The 17,193-nt window shown below is 67.3% G+C and carries 17 protein-coding genes and 1 pseudogene; 11 read left to right on the top strand and 7 right to left on the bottom strand.

Annotated features, from left to right (window positions below; translation table 11 throughout):
- Positions 1-70: 70 nt before the first annotated feature.
- The 7 genes and pseudogenes from E3O18_RS15675 to E3O18_RS15645 all read left to right on the top strand — a co-directional run bounded on the left by E3O18_RS15675 (position 71) and on the right by E3O18_RS15645 (position 6,228).
- Positions 71-1,951 carry a BCCT family transporter gene (locus E3O18_RS15675; RefSeq protein WP_134394720.1) on the top strand — a complete coding sequence of 627 codons (1,881 nt, stop codon included), beginning with the start codon at positions 71-73 and terminating at the stop codon, positions 1,949-1,951.
- Between the two features lie 75 nt (positions 1,952-2,026).
- Positions 2,027-2,197 (top strand): annotated as a pseudogene (locus E3O18_RS16680) (NAD(P)/FAD-dependent oxidoreductase); the annotation flags it as partial.
- Positions 2,198-2,309: 112 nt separating this feature from the next.
- Positions 2,310-3,437: an AI-2E family transporter gene (locus tag E3O18_RS15665; RefSeq protein ID WP_134394718.1), complete on the top strand. Its 1,128-nt coding sequence runs from the start codon at positions 2,310-2,312 to the stop codon at positions 3,435-3,437.
- A gap of 142 nt (positions 3,438-3,579) precedes the next feature.
- Positions 3,580-4,386, top strand: coding sequence for an HAD-IA family hydrolase (locus E3O18_RS15660; protein ID WP_134418473.1), 807 nt, complete (start codon positions 3,580-3,582; stop codon positions 4,384-4,386).
- Positions 4,383-4,577 (top strand): DAK2 domain-containing protein, encoded by a 195-nt coding sequence (locus E3O18_RS16370; protein WP_198410616.1) that lies wholly within the window; start codon positions 4,383-4,385, stop codon positions 4,575-4,577. Before E3O18_RS15660 ends, E3O18_RS16370 begins: the two co-directional genes overlap by 4 nt.
- A 166-nt stretch (positions 4,578-4,743) precedes the next feature.
- On the top strand, positions 4,744-5,013 hold the full coding sequence (gene rpsO, locus E3O18_RS15650) for a 30S ribosomal protein S15 (RefSeq protein ID WP_104101100.1): 270 nt from the start codon (positions 4,744-4,746) through the stop codon (positions 5,011-5,013).
- A 126-nt stretch (positions 5,014-5,139) separates the two neighbouring features.
- The gene (locus E3O18_RS15645) at positions 5,140-6,228 is read left to right on the top strand and encodes an LLM class flavin-dependent oxidoreductase (protein WP_134418472.1); all 1,089 of its coding nucleotides are present in this window, start codon (positions 5,140-5,142) and stop codon (positions 6,226-6,228) included.
- An 81-nt stretch (positions 6,229-6,309) separates the two neighbouring features.
- Here E3O18_RS15645 and E3O18_RS15640 read toward each other — a convergent pair whose 3' ends face one another.
- The 3 genes from E3O18_RS15640 to E3O18_RS15630 form a co-directional block, all read right to left on the bottom strand.
- Positions 6,310-6,498 (bottom strand): DUF1508 domain-containing protein, encoded by a 189-nt coding sequence (locus E3O18_RS15640; protein WP_104101102.1) that lies wholly within the window; start codon positions 6,496-6,498, stop codon positions 6,310-6,312.
- Between the two features lie 88 nt (positions 6,499-6,586).
- Positions 6,587-6,898 (bottom strand): AzlD domain-containing protein, encoded by a 312-nt coding sequence (locus E3O18_RS15635; protein ID WP_134394712.1) that lies wholly within the window; start codon positions 6,896-6,898, stop codon positions 6,587-6,589.
- Positions 6,895-7,656: an AzlC family ABC transporter permease gene (locus E3O18_RS15630; protein WP_134418471.1), complete on the bottom strand. Its 762-nt coding sequence runs from the start codon at positions 7,654-7,656 to the stop codon at positions 6,895-6,897. Before E3O18_RS15630 ends, E3O18_RS15635 begins: the two co-directional genes overlap by 4 nt.
- Before the next feature lie 108 nt (positions 7,657-7,764).
- On the opposite strand from E3O18_RS15630, the gene E3O18_RS15625 reads away from it, so the two are divergent.
- Together E3O18_RS15625 and E3O18_RS15620 are read left to right on the top strand one after the other, a co-directional pair.
- Complete coding sequence (locus tag E3O18_RS15625; RefSeq protein WP_134394709.1) at positions 7,765-9,300, top strand: amino acid permease; 1,536 nt, start codon at positions 7,765-7,767, stop codon at positions 9,298-9,300.
- Positions 9,301-9,366: 66 nt separating this feature from the next.
- Positions 9,367-9,828: a VanZ family protein gene (locus E3O18_RS15620; RefSeq protein WP_134418470.1), complete on the top strand. Its 462-nt coding sequence runs from the start codon at positions 9,367-9,369 to the stop codon at positions 9,826-9,828.
- On the opposite strand, the gene E3O18_RS15615 is transcribed toward E3O18_RS15620, so the two are convergent.
- The 4 genes from E3O18_RS15615 to E3O18_RS15600 are packed head-to-tail and all read right to left on the bottom strand — an operon-like array spanning position 9,816 to position 14,706.
- On the bottom strand, positions 9,816-11,525 hold the full coding sequence (locus tag E3O18_RS15615) for an alpha-glucosidase (RefSeq protein WP_134418468.1): 1,710 nt from the start codon (positions 11,523-11,525) through the stop codon (positions 9,816-9,818). The genes E3O18_RS15620 and E3O18_RS15615 overlap by 13 nt on opposite strands.
- Positions 11,522-12,430 (bottom strand): carbohydrate ABC transporter permease, encoded by a 909-nt coding sequence (locus E3O18_RS15610; protein WP_134394703.1) that lies wholly within the window; start codon positions 12,428-12,430, stop codon positions 11,522-11,524. The genes E3O18_RS15615 and E3O18_RS15610 overlap by 4 nt, the downstream gene beginning before the upstream one ends.
- Positions 12,430-13,365 (bottom strand): sugar ABC transporter permease, encoded by a 936-nt coding sequence (locus tag E3O18_RS15605; protein ID WP_134394701.1) that lies wholly within the window; start codon positions 13,363-13,365, stop codon positions 12,430-12,432. Before E3O18_RS15605 ends, E3O18_RS15610 begins: the two co-directional genes overlap by 1 nt.
- A gap of 3 nt (positions 13,366-13,368) precedes the next feature.
- On the bottom strand, positions 13,369-14,706 hold the full coding sequence (locus E3O18_RS15600) for an extracellular solute-binding protein (RefSeq protein WP_134394699.1): 1,338 nt from the start codon (positions 14,704-14,706) through the stop codon (positions 13,369-13,371).
- A gap of 139 nt (positions 14,707-14,845) precedes the next feature.
- Between E3O18_RS15600 and E3O18_RS15595 the strand changes: the two genes are divergently transcribed.
- Positions 14,846-16,018, top strand: a complete 1,173-nt coding sequence (locus tag E3O18_RS15595) for an ROK family protein (RefSeq protein ID WP_134418467.1) — start codon at positions 14,846-14,848, stop codon at positions 16,016-16,018.
- 51 nt (positions 16,019-16,069) lie between these two features.
- Positions 16,070-17,176 carry an LLM class flavin-dependent oxidoreductase gene (locus E3O18_RS15590; protein WP_134418466.1) on the top strand — a complete coding sequence of 369 codons (1,107 nt, stop codon included), beginning with the start codon at positions 16,070-16,072 and terminating at the stop codon, positions 17,174-17,176.
- Positions 17,177-17,193: the final 17 nt, after the last annotated feature.

Raw genomic sequence — 17,193 nt, 5'->3', positions numbered from 1 at the left:
CACAGTCTCCGATCCGCGCCTGCCCAATCACGATGGCGGCGGTCCATGCTCCCGATTCAGAAGGCACGACGTGACCGCACCATTCTCCCCACCGGGCCGCCCCGACGCTCGAGTCCCGGACCATTCCCGCCACCGCATCGGCGGCAAGATCGTTCCGGCCCCCCGGGTCTTCTTCCCGGCCCTGATCATCATCCTGGCCATCGTCGTGATCGCCATTGCCTTCCCCACCCGCACGGGCGACACCCTCGCCCTGCTGCAGGGCTGGGTCGTGGCCGGCCTGGGCCCGTATTACATCATCATCGTCGCCGCGTTCGTGGTTTTCGCCACATGGATGGGCATGAGCCGGTTCGGTGACATCAAGCTCGGCCAGGACGACGACGTGCCCGAGTTCGGGCTGATGTCCTGGTTCTCGATGCTCTTCGCCGCCGGCATGGGCATCGGCCTCGTATTCTGGGGCACTGCCGAGCCGCTCACCCACTTCACCAGCCCGAAGCCCGGCGTCACGGGCAGCAGCCAGGACCTGGCCGCGGCGGCCATGTCGCAGACGTTTCTGCACTGGGGCTTTCACGCCTGGGCCATCTACGCCGTGGTCGGGCTGTCGCTGGCCTACGCCATCCACCGCAAGGGACGCCCCGTCTCGATCCGCTGGGCCCTGGAACCGCTCCTGGGCGACCGGGTGCGCGGTCGCCTCGGCGACGCCATCGACGTGATCGCGATCGTCGGTACCCTCTTCGGTGTCGCCACCTCCCTCGGGCTGGGCGTCAAGCAGATCGCCGCCGGCCTCCGCCACCTGGGCGTTGTAAAAGAGGTCGACAACACCTTGCTCGTGGTGCTTATCGTCCTGATCACCCTGATCGCAACGGCCTCCGTCGTCAGCGGAGTGGGCAAGGGCATCAAGTGGCTGTCGAATATCAACCTCGGCATGGCCGGGCTGTTGCTCGTGGCCGTGCTGCTTCTCGGCCCCACGCTCTACCTGCTGCGCGTCTTCGTCGAATCGATCGGGGGCTACCTGCAGGGCGTCGTCGGGCTCACGTTCGATGCGGGTTCTTTCACCGGCCAGGCCGGCCTCGACTGGCAGGGTGCGTGGACCGTCTTCTACTGGGGCTGGTGGATCTCGTGGGCGCCGTTCGTCGGCGTCTTCATCGCCCGGATCTCCCGCGGCCGCACGGTGCGCGAGTTCGTGGCGGGCGTCCTGCTGGTGCCGACCCTGGTGACCTTCGCCTGGTTCGCGGTCATGGGCGGTAGCGCCATCAAGCAGGCCTTCGGCGGCGATGGTGGCGGACTGTTCGACCCGGAGGTCGGCATCATCCCCGAGAATGTGCTCTTCGACTTCCTCTCCGGCCTGCCGGGCGGCGGCATTCTGTCGGTGATCGCCGTGATCGTGGTGGCCATCTTCTTTATCACCTCGGCGGACTCCGGTTCGCTTGTCATCGACATGCTCGCCTCCGGCGGAGACACCAACCCGCCCAAGTGGAGCCGCATCCTCTGGGCCGGTCTCGGCGGACTCGTCGCGATCGCACTCCTGCTGGCCGGTGGGCTCGCGGCCCTGCAGACCGGAGCCATCCTGACTGCCATCCCGGTCAGCGTGGTCATGATCGGCATGTGTGTGGCCACCTACAAGGCGTTCCAGGAGGAGCATCAGGTGCTGGTGCGCCTCGAACGCCGCCAGCGCCGGGAAGAGCTGTCCCGGCGGATCAAGAAGAACGTCACCGAGCACCTGGAAGAGAACTTCGACGATCACTTTGGCGACCAGATGGACGAGCGGATCACCGCCGCCCTCTCCGAGGGAGAGCAGCGCCGGTGGAAGCTGTGGCGTCGCAAGCATCCGGTGGAGCACGCCCGCGCGGAGTCGGACGACGCCGCGCAGGCGGAGCGGCCCGAGCCGACGCCGGTCGTGCTGGTCGATCCGGCGGCGGCCGACCCGATCGGTACCGACCCGACGGCGCCATAGACCCTGGACGTCGATGCGGAAGCCGTGCTTGATAACGGTATCGATCATGCCCAGAGTGCGCAGGGAGATCACCGTGCCGACCCCGAGCATGGCCGCTCCGTGAAGACGGTGACGCGGGACGGCATCCTCAACGGGTTGGTCAGCGTCGGGATGCCGCGCACGGCCGCCGAGCTGACCCTGCTCGACCAGCGCGGCAGCGAACTGCGCATGGACCGCTCTCTGCTGCTGCGCTGCGACAAACCCGACTTTGAACCGGCTGCGGCGGATGAAAGGGCCGGAGTACCGGCCGAATCGGTTGAGAGGCACTCGGCCTGGACGGCCCGTATACCGATGCTGCACAGGTGCCTATGGTGTCAGCATGCGCGCCGACGACCCCTCATCCCCGTCCCTGCAAACCCTACTGACCAGTCGGCTCGGCCGGTGGGCCATCCGCTCCACCCAGATCATCGTCGTGGTCGTGCTGGCCGCCGGCGCCGTCTCCGCTCTGGTGCAGGTGAAACTCGTGGTCATCCCCGTTCTCGTGGCGCTCATCCTGGCATCGGCGCTGGCGCCGCTGGTCGGCTGGCTGCGCACGCGGGGCCTCCCGGTCATTCTCGCGACCTGGATCACCCTGCTGGCAGGGGCACTCATCCTCGGCGGCATCGTCACGCTCATCGTCTTCGCGGTGCGCAACCAGTGGGGTGCGCTGGTGGTGGCGGCCAGCGACGGGCTCGACGAACTCCAGGGGCTGCTGGTCGAGGGCCCGATTGCGCTCGACTCTGAGCAGTTCAACGCGGTGCGTGATGCGATCGTGGGTTTCGTCACGAGCGCACAATTCGGCACGGGGGCGCTCGCCGGGGTGTCCGCCGCGGTGGAGCTGGTCACCGGAGCCCTGCTCGTGCTGGTGATCCTGTTCTTCTTCCTCAAAGACGGCGGCCAGATCTGGAACTTTTTCCTACGTTTCCTGCACGGCGAGAGCCTCGAGCGCGCCCACCGGATCGGAGACGTCACCCCGACGGTTCTCGGCCAGTACGTGCGGGGAACGGCGATCATCGCCCTCTTCGACGCCGTTCTGATCGGCGTCGGGCTGGCCATCCTGCAAGTTCCGCTGGCCCTGCCGCTGGCTGTGATCGTGTTCCTCACCGCGTTCATCCCGCTGATCGGGGCGACCATCGCGGGCATCCTGGCTGCCCTCGTGGCGTTGGTGGCCAATGGGCCGCTCGTGGCGCTGATCGTTGTGGCCATCGTGATCGTGGTCAACCAGATCGAGGGTGACCTGCTCAACCCCGTGGTGATGGCGGGGGCGTTGAAACTGCATCCGTTGGTGATCCTCGTCGCTTTGACCGCGGGCACCATCCTCGGTGGTCTCGCCGGGGCCGTTCTGGCGGTCCCGCTCGTCGCGGTGGGCTGGGCGATGATCAAGGTTTGGGACAGGCCGGATCAGTCGATCACCCAGCGGGCGAAGTTCTCCATCCGGCACCGGCCTCAGCCGGCGAAGCCCGCCTAGGCCGGCCCCATTGTCGGCTCGGGGTGGCGAGCCTACGATAATCGGCATCTGACCGGGGAGGCACAGGTGGCGATTTCACCGCTGAGAGCAGCCGACGACCGAGCCTTCGCCGCCATCGTCGACGCGAGGAAGGCCTGAGGCGATGCCCGCTCTCATCTTCGACTGCGACGGCGTGCTGGCTGACACCGAACGCGCCGGCCACCTGCCGGCCTTCAACCAGACCTTCGAGGAATTCTCGGTGCCCGTGCAGTGGAGCGACTCCGATTACGTCCAAAAGGTGACGATCGGGGGAGGAAAGGAGCGGATGCGCAGCATCCTCACCCCGGAGGTCGCCGGCGTGCTCGGTCTGCCGGCGGACGACCCCGCGGCCCTCGACTCGGCCGTCGCCGGCTGGCACCGGCGCAAGAGCGCGATCTACACCGAGCGGGTGGCGAGCGGCGCGCTGACGGCCCGCCCGGGCATCCGTCGACTCGCCGCCCAGGCCGCGGGCGCCGGCTGGATCCTCGCCGTGGCCTCCACCTCGCCCGAGAAATCCGTGCGTGCCGTGCTCACGCACACAATCGGGCCCGAGCTGGCCGCGCAGTTCCGGGTCTTCGCCGGCGACATCGTGGACCGGAAGAAGCCGGCCCCGGACATCTACCTGCATGCCCTACGGGAACTCGGGATCGCCGCCGCCGACGCCGTGGTCGTCGAGGACAGTGCGAACGGCCTCCGGTCGGCGCTCGCCGCGGGCCTCCGCACCGTGATCACGATCAGCGGTTACACCGCGGACGAGGATTTCACCGGGGCGGCCCTGGTGGTGTCGTCGCTCGGGGACCCCGGCGGCCCCACCACCGTGACGCTGCGCGACCCGCTGGGTCTGGAGCCGGAATTCTTCGTCGACCTGTCCGATTTCGCCACCATCCTCAGTACCCCCGACCACCCGGCCCCCGACCCGGAGAGCCGATGACCCGCTCAGCCCTGTTCGACACCGAATGCGGTGTCTACAGCATCGCCCGCACGGCCGCCGCGGTGTCGGGCACGGAGGAGCGGACCGGTGCCGATGTGGTGGCGATGCTCCGGGCCGCAACCGAGGGGATCAAGGCCCGCGGCCAGTCCGACCTCGGAGACAAGACCCTGCTCGACGCCGCGCGAAGCTGACCACCGCGAATGGATGAGCGACGAGATGCGCGACGGGGTCGTGCTGCTCCGACCGACCTCCCGGACTCTGCTAAACTCGGACGGTTGCCGTTTGACGGCCGCGGATCAAGAGAGCCCAGGCATTCGGCCCCGGGCACCGCGCAGTGAGAGAAAGGGGATCCCATCTATGGCACTCGAAGCTAATGCAAAGAAGGCGATCATCGAAAAGTACGCTACCCACCCAGGCGACACCGGGTCCCCCGAAGTTCAGATTGCCATGCTCACGCAGCGCATCCTGGACCTCACGGAGCACCTGAAAGAGCACAAGCACGACCACCACTCGCGTCGTGGTCTGCTTCTCATGGTTGGTCAGCGCCGTCGTCTGCTCGGTTACCTGTCGGATGTCGACATCACTCGGTACCGCACGCTGATCGGCAGCCTCGGACTGCGCCGCTAAGGCATTTTTCGAAGACACCGCGATCTTCTTACAAACGGGCCGTCACCTTCCGGGTGGCGGCCCGTTTCGTGTGTCCGGGGCGGGGGACCGGGAATATCTCCGGACCCGGCGCGGTTTTCCCCACCGATGTCTACCTCCGCGCTGAGCCTGTCCGTGCTCGATTTGATCCCCGTCCGCACCTCGCAGAGCTCCGCTGAGGCGGTCGCGGCAGCCGTGCACCTCGCCCAGAGCGCGGACCGGCTCGGCTACACCCGATACTGGGTCGCGGAGCACCACAACATGCAGGCGGTCGCGTCGACGAACCCACCCGTGCTGATCGGTATCCTCGCGGCGCAGACCGAACGCATCCGGGTCGGCTCCGGGGGCGTCATGCTGCCCAACCACTCTCCGCTCGTGATCGCCGAGCAGTTCGGCATCCTCGAGGCGGCCTTCCCCGGGCGCATCGACCTGGGGCTGGGCCGTGCGCCCGGCAGCGACCCGATGATCACCGCACTGCTGCGTTCGAGCGGAGCCGTGAGCGACGTCGACGCGTTTCCGCGCAACATCGCCGACATCGCGGCGCTGCTGCACCCCGACGGAGCCTCGCTCAGCCTCACCTCCGGTCAGGACTACACCCTGCACGCGACTCCCGCCGCCACCGGGATGCCCGAAATCTGGCTGCTTGGCTCCAGCGACTACTCGGCCCGGCTCGCCGCCCGGCAGGGCATGCCCTACGTGTTCGCCAACCACTTCGCCGGCGACGGCACCACAGCGGCCCTCGAGCTGTACCGTCGCGGGTTCACCCCCAGCGAGACCCTCGACGCCCCCCGCACCATCCTCACCCTGAACGTGTCGGTCGCCGAGACCGGGGACGAGGCCCTCGCGCTTGCCCTGCCGCAGATGCAGCAGATGGCGCGCCTGCGCTCGGGCCTGCCGCTCGGCCCGCTCGCGACGGTCGAAGAGGCCGCCGCCGCACCGATGGCGCCGGCGCTGCTCCAGATGATCGAACGGATGGCCGCGGCCTGGATCATCGACGAGCCCGGCGCCGCGGCCGCGCGCATCCGTGTCCTCGCGGCACAGTTCGGGGTCGATGAGGTCATGCTGCAGCCGATCGCCTCCGCTCACACGGGCGCCGACGCGGCGACCTCACCCGGACGTGCGCGCACGCTGGAACTGCTCGCCGCCGAGCTCTTCACCGGAGAGCAACTCGCGACCGAGGAACTCGCGGCGGTCTAGACGAGTGCGCCCTCACAGCCGTGGGCGGGATGGCGTCGCGGGCGGGGGTTCGGGGACTCACCCGGCAGAAGCGAGGCCCGTTCAGGCGTCCGGTTCCGTCATGTCGACCACGTGCGACTTGACGTGGGCCTTCAGCGCCTCGATGCCCTTGAGGGCCTCCGCCTTGGAATGATAGCTTTCGGAGGTCGCGATCACTTCGCCGTTGTTGGCCTTCAGCCGAAACTGATATCCGCCGGATCGTTCCGCGTAGAGTTCATATTTCCCGGACATCACACACTCTTTTCTTCTTCATCGAAAAACGTCGACGGACGCATTGCCGTTGGAAAAACCCTACCGCCCCCGTTGGCGCCCGAAACCCTCAACCCAGACCGAGCAGCCGGAGCCCGGCGGCCGTTGCCGCGCCCACGATGACCACCGCCAGGAACGGGGCCTTGAACCAGAGCGCAATCGCCGCGGCGACGAGAGCCCCGAGCCGGGCGTCGACGACGAGGTCCTGGCCGGTGGCCACGGTGTTCGCGACCGTCAGGGAAGCCAGCAGGCCGATCGTGAGGCTGCCGGCGACGCGGGCGATGCGCGCGTTGGTGACCCACTTCTGCGGCACGAGATAGCCGAGCAGCTTCGTGAGGAACGCCGCCGCGCAGGCCACGAGGATCCAGAACCAGACGCTCATCGGGGAGCCTGCGCATCCGTCGAACCGGGTGCGTCGGGTGGACCGGGATAGGGGTCGACGTCGGGCTCGAGACCCTCGCCGGCCGGCCCGTGCCGAAAACCGAACCAGCCGATGGCCCCGGCGACGACAGCCGCCACGAGGATGGGCGCGCCCGGAAAAACGAACGGCACGGTCAGTACGGTGGCCAGCGCGCAGACCGCGGCGATCGCCCCGGCCTCCTTCGACCGCAGCCGCGGCCAGAGCAGCCCGAGGAACGCCGCGACCGCCGCACCGTCGAGGCCCCACTGTTTCGGGTCGCCCACGGCGTCGCCCGCGAGCGCCCCGATCAGGGTGAATATGTTCCACAGCACGAAGATGCCGAGACCGGCGACCCAGAACCCCCGCTTCTGCTCCACGAGCACGGTCTGTCCGGTGCTCGTGGCAAGCGATTCGTCGATGGTGACCTGGGCGGCGGCGAAGCGGCGCCAGCCACGAGGGTGCAGCAGGGCGTTCAACTGCATCCCATACACCGCGTTACGGATGCCGAGGAGCGCCGCCGCGCTGGCGGCTGCCGCACCGCTGCCGCCGCCGGCGATCACCCCGATGAACGCGAACTGGGAGCCTCCGGAGAACAGGAGCAGACTCAGCGCCGAGGTCTGCCAGATGTCGAGCCCCGACGACACCGACAGGGCGCCGAACGAGATGCCGTAGAGGCCGGTGGCCACCGCGATCGACAGGCCGACCCGCGCCCCGGGGGAGTGGCGGAGGGCGGTGGGCACCGTCCAATGCTAGGGGGTGCGGCCCCTGGGTCTGCGGGGTCCGGCGTCGGGAAAGCCCGGCGGGGGCCTAGCATTGACCGGTACCCAACGGAACGGAAGCACCCAGTTATGAGCGTCTGGCGCACCAAAAGCATTGAGGCCTCCATGGCCGACTCCCTCGAGAAGGGGCACAGCCTCAAGCGCACGCTGGGCACCTGGGACCTCATGATCATGGGCGTCGCGGTTGCCGTCGGTGCCGGGATCTTCTCGGTCGGTGCGAAGGCGGCCGGCAGCTACGCCGGGCCATCCGTCACCCTGGCGTTCCTCCTCGCCGCGGTCACCTGCGCGCTCGCCATCATGTGTTACGCGGAGTTCGCCTCGGCGGTTCCCGTGGCCGGCTCGGCGTACACCTTCACCTATGCGACCCTCGGCGAGCTGCTCGCCTGGATCATCGGCTGGGACCTGATCCTCGAGATGCTGACCGCCGCGGCCGTGATCGCCAAGTACTGGGGCATCTACCTGAGCGAGGTCTTCGAACTCTGGAACTGGGATGTCCCGGCCACGATCGCGGTCTTCGGACTGCAGGTCAGCTGGGGCGCATTCGTGATCGTCGCGATCTTCACCACTCTGCTGGTGCTGGGCACCAAGCTGTCGGCGCGAGTCGCCAGCATCTTCACCATCCTCAAGGTGGCGATCGTGGTGTTCGTGATCGTCGTGGGTGCCTTCTTCATCAACCCGAAGAACTACACGCCGTTCATCCCCGAGGCCGTGCCCTCCGCGGGCGGCGACGGCGACGTCTGGATGCAGTCCCTTTTCTCGTTCATGACCGGCGCCCAGCCGGCCCAGTACGGACTGTTCGGCCTGCTCGCCGGCGCCTCGTTGGTCTTCTTCGCGTTCATCGGCTTCGACGTGGTTGCCACCAGCGCCGAGGAGGTCAAAAACCCGCAGACGACCCTGCCGCGCGGCATCTTCGCCGGCCTGGCCATCGTCACGGTGCTGTACCTCGGCGTCAGCCTCGTGCTCACCGGCATGGTGCCGTACACCGTTCTCGCCGACGACCCCAATGCCTCACTCGCGACGGCGTTCATCTCGGTCGGCGCCGGCTGGGCTGCCCAGGTCATCTCGGTCGGCATCCTGGTGGGGCTCACCACCGTGATCATGGTGCTGCTCCTCGGCCTCTCCCGCGTGCTCTTCGCCATGAGCCGGGACGGCCTGCTGCCGCGCGGCCTGAGTGTCACCTCGTCCAAGCGCGGCACCCCCGCCCGGGTGCAGATCATCTCCGGCGCCGCGGTCGCCCTGATCGCCGGGTTCACCGACGTGGGCGTGCTCGAGGAAATGATCAACATCGGCACGCTGTCGGCCTTCGTGCTGGTCAGCATCGCCGTGGTCGTGCTGCGCAAGAAGCGCCCCGACCTGCCCCGGGCCTTCAAGGTGCCGTTCTCGCCCTTCCTGCCGATCCTGTCGGCCGCGCTCTGCTTCTGGCTGATGCTCAACCTCACAACGCTCACCTGGGTGCGCTTCGCGGTCTGGCTCGCGATCGGCATCGCGGTGTATTTCCTCTACGGCCGCCGTCACTCCGTCGTCGGTATCGAGGCCAAGCGCGTCTTCGACGAAACCCTCCGCGACGAGCTCCTCGCCGAGGAGAAGGCAGCGCTGGGCAAGTAGCGCGCTTTCGCGGTCCGGGGGCCGTCACTGGGGTGACCCCCAGCATCCATCGGGAAGGATGGAGCCATGCTGCACCGCCATCCCGTCCTGTCCCTGGTCACGCTCGCCTATCTGGCGTTCGTGGGCTGGGTGACGCTCGGGCCGCAGCCGCTCGACAGTGGGAACAATGAGCTGCTGCTCCGGGCGCTCCGATTCTTCGACCGGCACGACTCCACCGACTGGATCACCTACGGGCGGGTCGAATTCGCGGCCAACATCGCCATGTTCATCCCGATCGGCGTGTTTCCGCTGCTCCTGTTCGGACGCCGGTTCTGGTGGCTGGCGATCGTCGTGGCCGTCCTGCTCACCGGGTCAATCGAGTTTACGCAGCAGTTCCTGCCGACCCGGGTCCCGGATGCGCGCGATCTGGTCGCGAACGGGAGCGGCGCCGTGCTCGGTGTCATCGTCGGCCTCGTCCTCACGGCGTTCACACTGGTGCGCCGTGAGGAGCCCCGGTCGAAGCGGGTTGCGCCGACCTACAGCCGGTAGAGGCGCGCCTCCCAGGGACGCAGCACCGGGTTCGACGACGGTGCGGCGGCATCCGTTGTGGCCGGATAGTTGGCCAGAATCAGATCGGCGCCGGAGACGTCCAACGGAAGCAGATCGGTGAATGGGGCATCGGATGCGTTCGCGACGACGAGCAGCGTCTCGTCACCCCGGCTGCGAGTGAAGGCGTAGAGCGCGTCGTGGTCGGGTTCGAGCAGGGTGAAATCGCCGAGGGCGACCACCTCGCTCTCATGCCGCAGCGCAATCAGACGCTGGTAGAAGCGGAACACACTCCGCTCGCTGGCGAGGTCGGCGGCCACGTTCACCGTGACGCTGTTCGGGTTCACGGCCAACCACGGGGTGCCGGTGCTGAAACCGGCCTGCGGCGAGGCATCCCACTGCATGGGCGTGCGCGCGTTGTCGCGGCCCATGGTCTGCACTCCGGCGAGCACGGTGCCGGGGTCCAAATCGAACTCCCCCACGGCCTCTCGGTAGTGATTGAGGGATTCGAGGTCACGGTAGTCGTCGATGGAGTCGAACCGCACGTTGGTCATGCCGATCTCCTCGCCCTGGTAGATGTAGGGCGTGCCGCGGTGCAGGTGCAACACCAGGGCCCACAGCGTCGCCGACTCGTAGCGCAAGGAGGTGTCGTTGCCGAAGCGCGACACCAATCGGGGCTGGTCGTGGTTGTTCAGGTAGAGGCTGTTCCAACCGGTCTCGGCCAGACCCTCCTGCCAGCGGGACAGGCTCTTCTTCAGCGCCGTCAGGCTGCGAGGCAGCACGTCGAACTTGTGCTCGCCCTGGTCGAGGCCCACATGCTCGAACTGGAAGATCATGTCAACCTCGCGCCGGGCCGGGTCGGTGAACAGCAGGGCGTCGTCGGTGCTCACGCCCGGCATCTCGCCGACGGTGAGGTGCCGCCCTCCGCGGCCGTCGAAGACCTCGCGGTGCATCTCCTGCAGGAACTCATGGATCTGCGCCCCCATCGGCGAGCCGCCGCCGGTGGCCGGAGCCGGTCCGTCGATCAGCTCGACCCTTTTGGCGATGAAGTTGATCACGTCCATCCGGAAGCCGTCGACGCCGCGGTCCAGCCACCAGTTCATCATCGCGTAGACGGCCTGACGCACCTCGGGGTTCTCCCAGTTGAGGTCGGGCTGCTGCTTGGCGAACAGGTGCAGGTAGTACTCGTCGGTGGCGGGATCGAGCGTCCAGGCCGGGCCGCTGAAGGCGCTGCCCCAGCCGTTCGGCGGGCCGCCGTCGGCCTGGGGCTGCCGCCACCAGTACCAGTCGCGCTTCGGGTTCGTCAGCGACGAGCGTGATTCCTGGAACCAGGCGTGCTCGTCGCTGGTGTGGTTCACCACCAGGTCCATCACGATCTTTATGCCGCGCTCGTGGGCCTCGGCCAGCAGCAGGTCGAACTCCGCCAAGCTGCCGAAGACCGGTTCGATGTCCTGGTAGTCGCTGATGTCGTAACCGTTGTCATGCTGTGGTGACGGGTAGATGGGGGAGAGCCAGACCGCGTCCACGCCGAGCTCGGCGAGGTAGTCGAGCTTCGAACGGATGCCGCCGAGGTCGCCGATCCCGTCGCCGTCCGAGTCCGCGAAGCTGCGCGGATACACCTGATAGACGACGGCACTGGTCCACCAGGAGGCGCCCGTCGCGGGGGTGGTCGTCCCGGACGTGGGTGCGGGTGTCGTCATTTGATCGATCCTCTCATTACGCCGGAGATAACCCAGCGCTGGGCAAAAATGTACACAATCAGCAGCGGGGCCATGGCCATCAGGTATGAGGCGAACGCGGCCGAGTAGTTGGTGTTGAACTGGCCCTGGAACACGAATTGGGAGAGTTGCAGGGTGCGTGCCGCCGGGTCGGAGAGCACGACGAGAGGCAGGATGAAGTCATTCCACGCCCAGACGCAGGTAAGGATGCCGACGGTCGCGTTCATCGGGGTCAACAAGGGGAAGATGATCTGCCAGTACACCCGCCAGGTGGTCGCCCCGTCGGTGTAGGCCGCCTCCTCCAGCTCGATCGGGATCGATTTGATGAACGCGACGTAAATGAAGACGTTGAGCGAGAGCCCGAACACCGCGTAGAGCAAGATCAACCCGACCTGGTTGTCCAGACCGAACAGGGCTGTCTCTTTCACGACCGGGAGCATGATGATCGGGAACGGGATGAAAATGGCGGACAGCAGGTAGAAGTAGACGCCCGTGAAGAACGGCTTGTGCAGGTTGCGGGCGATGGCGTACGCCACCAGCGAGTTCGTCAGCAGGGTGAGGATGACGGCGCCGACGGTGATCAGGGCCGTGTTCATCAGCGCTTGCGGGAATTTGGTCAGCGTCCAGGCATCGGCGAAGTTCTCCCAGTGGACGCTGGTGGGGAGCGCGAACCCGGTGCCGCCGAGCTGGTCGGGGGACTTCAGCGCGGTGATCACGGCGAAGTAGAGCGGCACCAGTACGGTGATCGCGCAGACCGCGATCAGCGCGGTGGCCCACCAGTTGATCCGGGTGCGGTTGGTGTTGATGCGCGGGACACCGCGCGGGTCACGGGCCGCCCGGGGGGATGCGGGTTCGATCGTGGCGGGGGAGTCGATGGTGATAGCCATTAGAAGTCGGCCTCCTTGCGCTGAAGAACTCGGAACTGCAGGAACGAGACGAGCATGATCACGATGACGAACAGCACCGCGTTGGCGGACTGGTAGGCGAACTCGCCGCCTTGGAAACCGCCCCGGAAGATGAGTAGGGTGATCGATTCGGTCGAGGTGCCCGGCCCGCCGGCGGTGAGGGCGACGATGTGGTCGAAGGTCTGCAGGAACCCCTTCAGGCTCAGCACCATGTTGATGGTGAAAAAGGCGCTGATCATGGGGAACGTGATCGACCGGAATTGCCGTCCCGGCGTGGCCCCGTCGATGGCGGATGCCTCGTAGAGCTCTTGAGGGATCGTCTGCAGACCGGCCAGGTAGAGGATGATCGCGAACGCGCAGGCCTGCCAGACCGCGAGGGCGACGATGGCCGTCCACGCCCAGTCCGGGTTGGTGAGGATGTTGTCACGGAACACCGGGACGTTCGACAGGATCCGGGGGAGCGAGTTGGCGAAGAAATACTGGAAGACGTACCCGACGACCAGGATCGCCAGCACGTAGGGGATGAAGAAGATGCCGCGAAAGGTGGACTGGAACGCGATCTTCGCGTTGAGTCCGACCGCGATGGCCAGCGAGATCACGTTGGTGAGGATGGTGGCGACGATGGCGAAGCCGAAGGTGAAGCCATATGCCTTCAGGACCCGGTCGTCCTGGAACAGGGCGATGAAGTTGCCGAACCCGACGAAGTCCCACGCGCCGAAGCCTGCGTAGTTGGTGAAGGAGAAGAAGATGCCGATGAGTACCGGGACGGTGTGCAGCAGCGCGAAGACGGCGACCGCGGGGACGACCATCCAGTAGAAGGCGCGCGGAGTGGCGCCGACGCGTCGCCGCGCCGTGCTCGGCCGCGACGCTCGGGGCGTCTGCTTCGGCCGGGGCCGGGTCAGGACGGAAGTAGCCATCTGTTAGTCTCCGCTTCGTGTCGAGGTGGTGCGTGACGCGACCTTGCGCCATTCGTTGTCGAGGGTGGCCAGCGCTTTCGCGCTGTTCTCGTCGGTCAGGAACTGCTGAACGATGGGCCCGAGCGGGATGCTCGCCGGGATCTGGTGATCGACGAAACCGGTGATCCGGCCGGCCTGGAAGTACGGTTGCAGTTCCGCCAGGGCCGGGTTGGTGTTCTCGGCCGCGTCCCGGGCCGTCGAGAACATGTTCTGTGAGGCTGCGAAGGAGTTGAGCACCTCCTCCTGAAAGAGGAAGTCCACGAAAAGTCGGGCTTCGGCAAGGCGCGGTGTGTCGCGGCCGATGGCAATGGCCACGTCGACACCGGAGACAAGCTCGATGTCGGCCGGGTCATCCGTCACCGGGTAGGGGAAACCGCCGACGCTGATGTCGGGGTTGTTGGCCAGGATCGGGCTGAGGGCCCAGATCCCCTGCATCAGCATGGCCGATTCGCCGTTCGCGAAAGCCAGGTTGCCGTCTTCGTACGTGCGGCCGAGGTAGCCGTCCTGCGCGTAGGAATACAGCGTCTGCAGCTTCTCGAACGTCTCGTCGTAGTTCTTCGCGAACGAGACGGCCGAGTCGGGACCCACCTCCTCACCCTCCGCGCGGAGATCGGAGAAGAAATCGTCGCCGCCGAGTTGGGCGCCGATACCGTTCAGGGAGGATTGCACCGTCCATGCGTCGGCCGCGGTGCCGAAGAACGGGGCGATACCGGCCGCCTGGAGCGTCTCGCAGGCGGCGACCAGCTCGTCCCAGGTGGTGGGAATCTCGATGCCCTGCGCGGCGAAGATGTCACGGTTGTAGAGCACGCCGTTGCCGTTGTTCGCGAAGCCGAGGGCATTCACCTCGTTCTCGTAGGAGCCGAGGGCGCCGACGATGTCCTGAACGGCCGGGTTGATCCGGTCGAGAACGGGGTCGCCGCTGAAGTCGTGGAAGACACCGGCCCGCGCCAGCTGGCCGAAGTTCCCCGATCCGTTCAGACTGATCACATCGGGCACCTTGTTCTTGACCAACAGGGTGCGGATGGCGGTGTCCGCATCGGGGACGGCGTTCTGGGTCACCCGGATGCCGGGATTCTCGGCCTCGAAATCGGCGATGATGCCGTCGAAGTCCGCGATGGCCTCGGACTTGAACTGGAAGAAATCGAGGGTGACGACGTCGCTCTGATCCGGGGCGCAGCCGCTGAGGGCGCCGAGCCCGAGCGTACCGGCCAGGAGAAGTGCCGCGGATCGCCGGAGCGTCCGCACCCTCCTCGACCGGTGGCGTCGCCGGGCGGGTGTCTGGTACGTCGTCGTATCCGTCATTGCGGGACTCCTTAGGCCGTCATGTCGCTGCATAAATCTTTCTACGGCAAAAAGAATAGGACGTCAACTCAGGGAATCTACCGCTGTCGTGGGGTGAAGAGTTCGCCAGGGCCAGAGCATTCATGCCACTATGGAATAAATGGCACCTCAGGGGGCAGATGTGACCACGGATGCGGCGTCGACAGTGAGCGAGACCTCCCGGGAACTCGCGCGAGCCGTGCTCATCCACGGCCCGATCTCCCGCAGCGACCTCGGCCGTCGCCTGGGACTGTCACCGGCCAGCCTGACGCGGTTGAGCAAACCGTTCCTCGATTGTGGCCTGTTCGTCGAGGGCAGCGAAGACCGCGACGGGACCGTCGGGCGCCCGGCCCGGCCCTTGGACGTCCGGGTGGATGCCAGTCGGTTCGTCGGCGTGAAACTCACCGGCGACGACGTCTTCGCCGTGCTCACCGACCTGCGAGCCAACGAGGTGGGTTCGGCCCGGCGGGAGCTCGCCGATCACACTGTCGGGCACGTTGTGGCCCGGATCGACGAGGTCGTGCGCGAGCTCGGCGGCCCGGACGGGCTGTCGGCGCTCGGCGTCTGCGTGGGTGGGCATGTCACCGACGCCCGGGTCGTGACCCGGGCGCCGTTCCTGGGCTGGCACGACGTGGACCTGGCCACGCGGCTCGAGCGACTGCTCGGAATTCCGGTCACGATCGAGAACGATGTCGTCGCGCTCACCTCAGCCGAGCAGTGGTTCGGAGCGGTCCGGGGTGCCCCGACCTTCGCGGTTCTGACCATCGGCGTCGGCGTCGGCTACGGACTGGTCGTCAACGACCAGGTGATCGTGACGGCCGACAGCGGCCTGGGCCTCGGTGGGCACATCCCGCTCGACCCGAACGGGCCGCTCTGCCCGGAAGGACACCGCGGCTGCTCGCAGGCAATGCTCACGAGCCAGAGCGTTTCTGCCCAGGTCAGCGTGGCCCTCGGCCGCGAGGTCGACTACGACGAGGTGCTCCGGCTCGCGGTGGAGGGGAACCGGGCTGCGGCATCCGTCGTCACCACCACCGGTCGCGGACTGGGCCGGTTGATCGCGGTGATCGCCAATATCGGGATGCTCGACACGATCGTGCTCTCCGGGGAGGGGATCGCACTGTGGGCGCTGGCATCCGAGGAGGTCATCGCCGCTGCCCGAGCCGACCGCGACCCGGATGCGACACCGCTGACAATCGTCGTCGACGACAGCGGGGTTTCCTCCTGGGCCCGCGGGGCCGCGGCTGTTGCCATCCAGCGCTCGCTCGGCCGATTGGCCGCTGCCGCCAGCGAATAGAATCGTCCATGCGCGCTGCGCGCTACGCGCCGCGCGAGTGGGAGGCTGCACATGCAATTCGGGATCTTCACCGTCGGTGACCTGACGGTCAACCCCACGACGGGCCACACCCCCACCGAGCACGAGCGGATCACGGCCATGGTCGCCATCGCCGAGAAGGCCGAAGAGGTCGGCCTCGACGTCTTCGCCGCCGGCGAGCACCACAACCCGCCCTTCGTGCCCTCGTCGCCGACGACGCTGCTCGGCTACATCGCCGCGAAGACCGAGCGCATCACCCTCTCCACGGCCACGACATTGATCACGACGAACGACCCGGTCAAGATCGCCGAAGACTTCGCCATGCTCCAGCACCTCTCCGGCGGGCGGGTCGACCTGATGCTCGGTCGCGGCAACACCGGCCCGGTCTACCCGTGGTTCGGCCAGGACGTGCGCCAGGGCATCCCGCTGGCGCTGGAGAACTACGCGTTGCTGCGCCGGTTGTGGCGCGAGGACGTCGTGGACTGGGAGGGCCAGTTCCGCACCCCGCTGCAGGGGTTCCAGTCGACGCCGCGCCCGCTCGACGAGGTGCCGCCGTTCGTCTGGCACGCCAGCATCCGCAGCCCGGAGATCGCCGAGCAGGCCGCGTTCTACGGTGACGGCTTCTTCGCCAACAACATCTTTTGGCCCAGGGAGCACTACCTCAAGCTGATCGGGCTCTACCGGGCCCGGTTCGAGCACTACGGCCACGGTCGAGCCGACCAGGCCATCGTGGGCCTCGGCGGGCAGGTCTTCATGCGCACGAACTCGCAGGACGCCGTCGACGAATTCCGGCCCTACTTCGACAACGCCCCGGTCTACGGCCACGGCCCGAGCCTTGAGGAGTTCACCGAGCAGACGCCGCTGACCGTCGGCAGCCCGCAGCAGATCATCGACCGCTACGCCGGCATGCGCGACTACTTCGGCGACTATCAGCGTCAGCTCTTCCTGATCGACCACGCCGGACTGCCGTTGAAAACCGTGCTCGATCAGCTCGAAATCCTCGGCGGCGAGGTGGTGCCCGTGCTCCGCACGGAGCTGGCCGTGAACCGGCCCGCCCACGTTCCCGACGCACCCACGCACGCCTCGCTGAAGGCCGACGCCGCGATAGGTCGGCTCGCGGCATCCGTCGCCCGCCCGTGACCTCTCCCCGGGAAGCA

The sequence above is a fragment of the Cryobacterium sp. TMT2-42-4 genome (assembly GCF_004402645.1).
GTDB lineage: Bacteria > Actinomycetota > Actinomycetes > Actinomycetales > Microbacteriaceae > Cryobacterium > Cryobacterium sandaracinum.
Note: the sequence above shows the minus strand (reverse complement) of the source record. Positions and strands in the feature narration are given on the sequence as shown.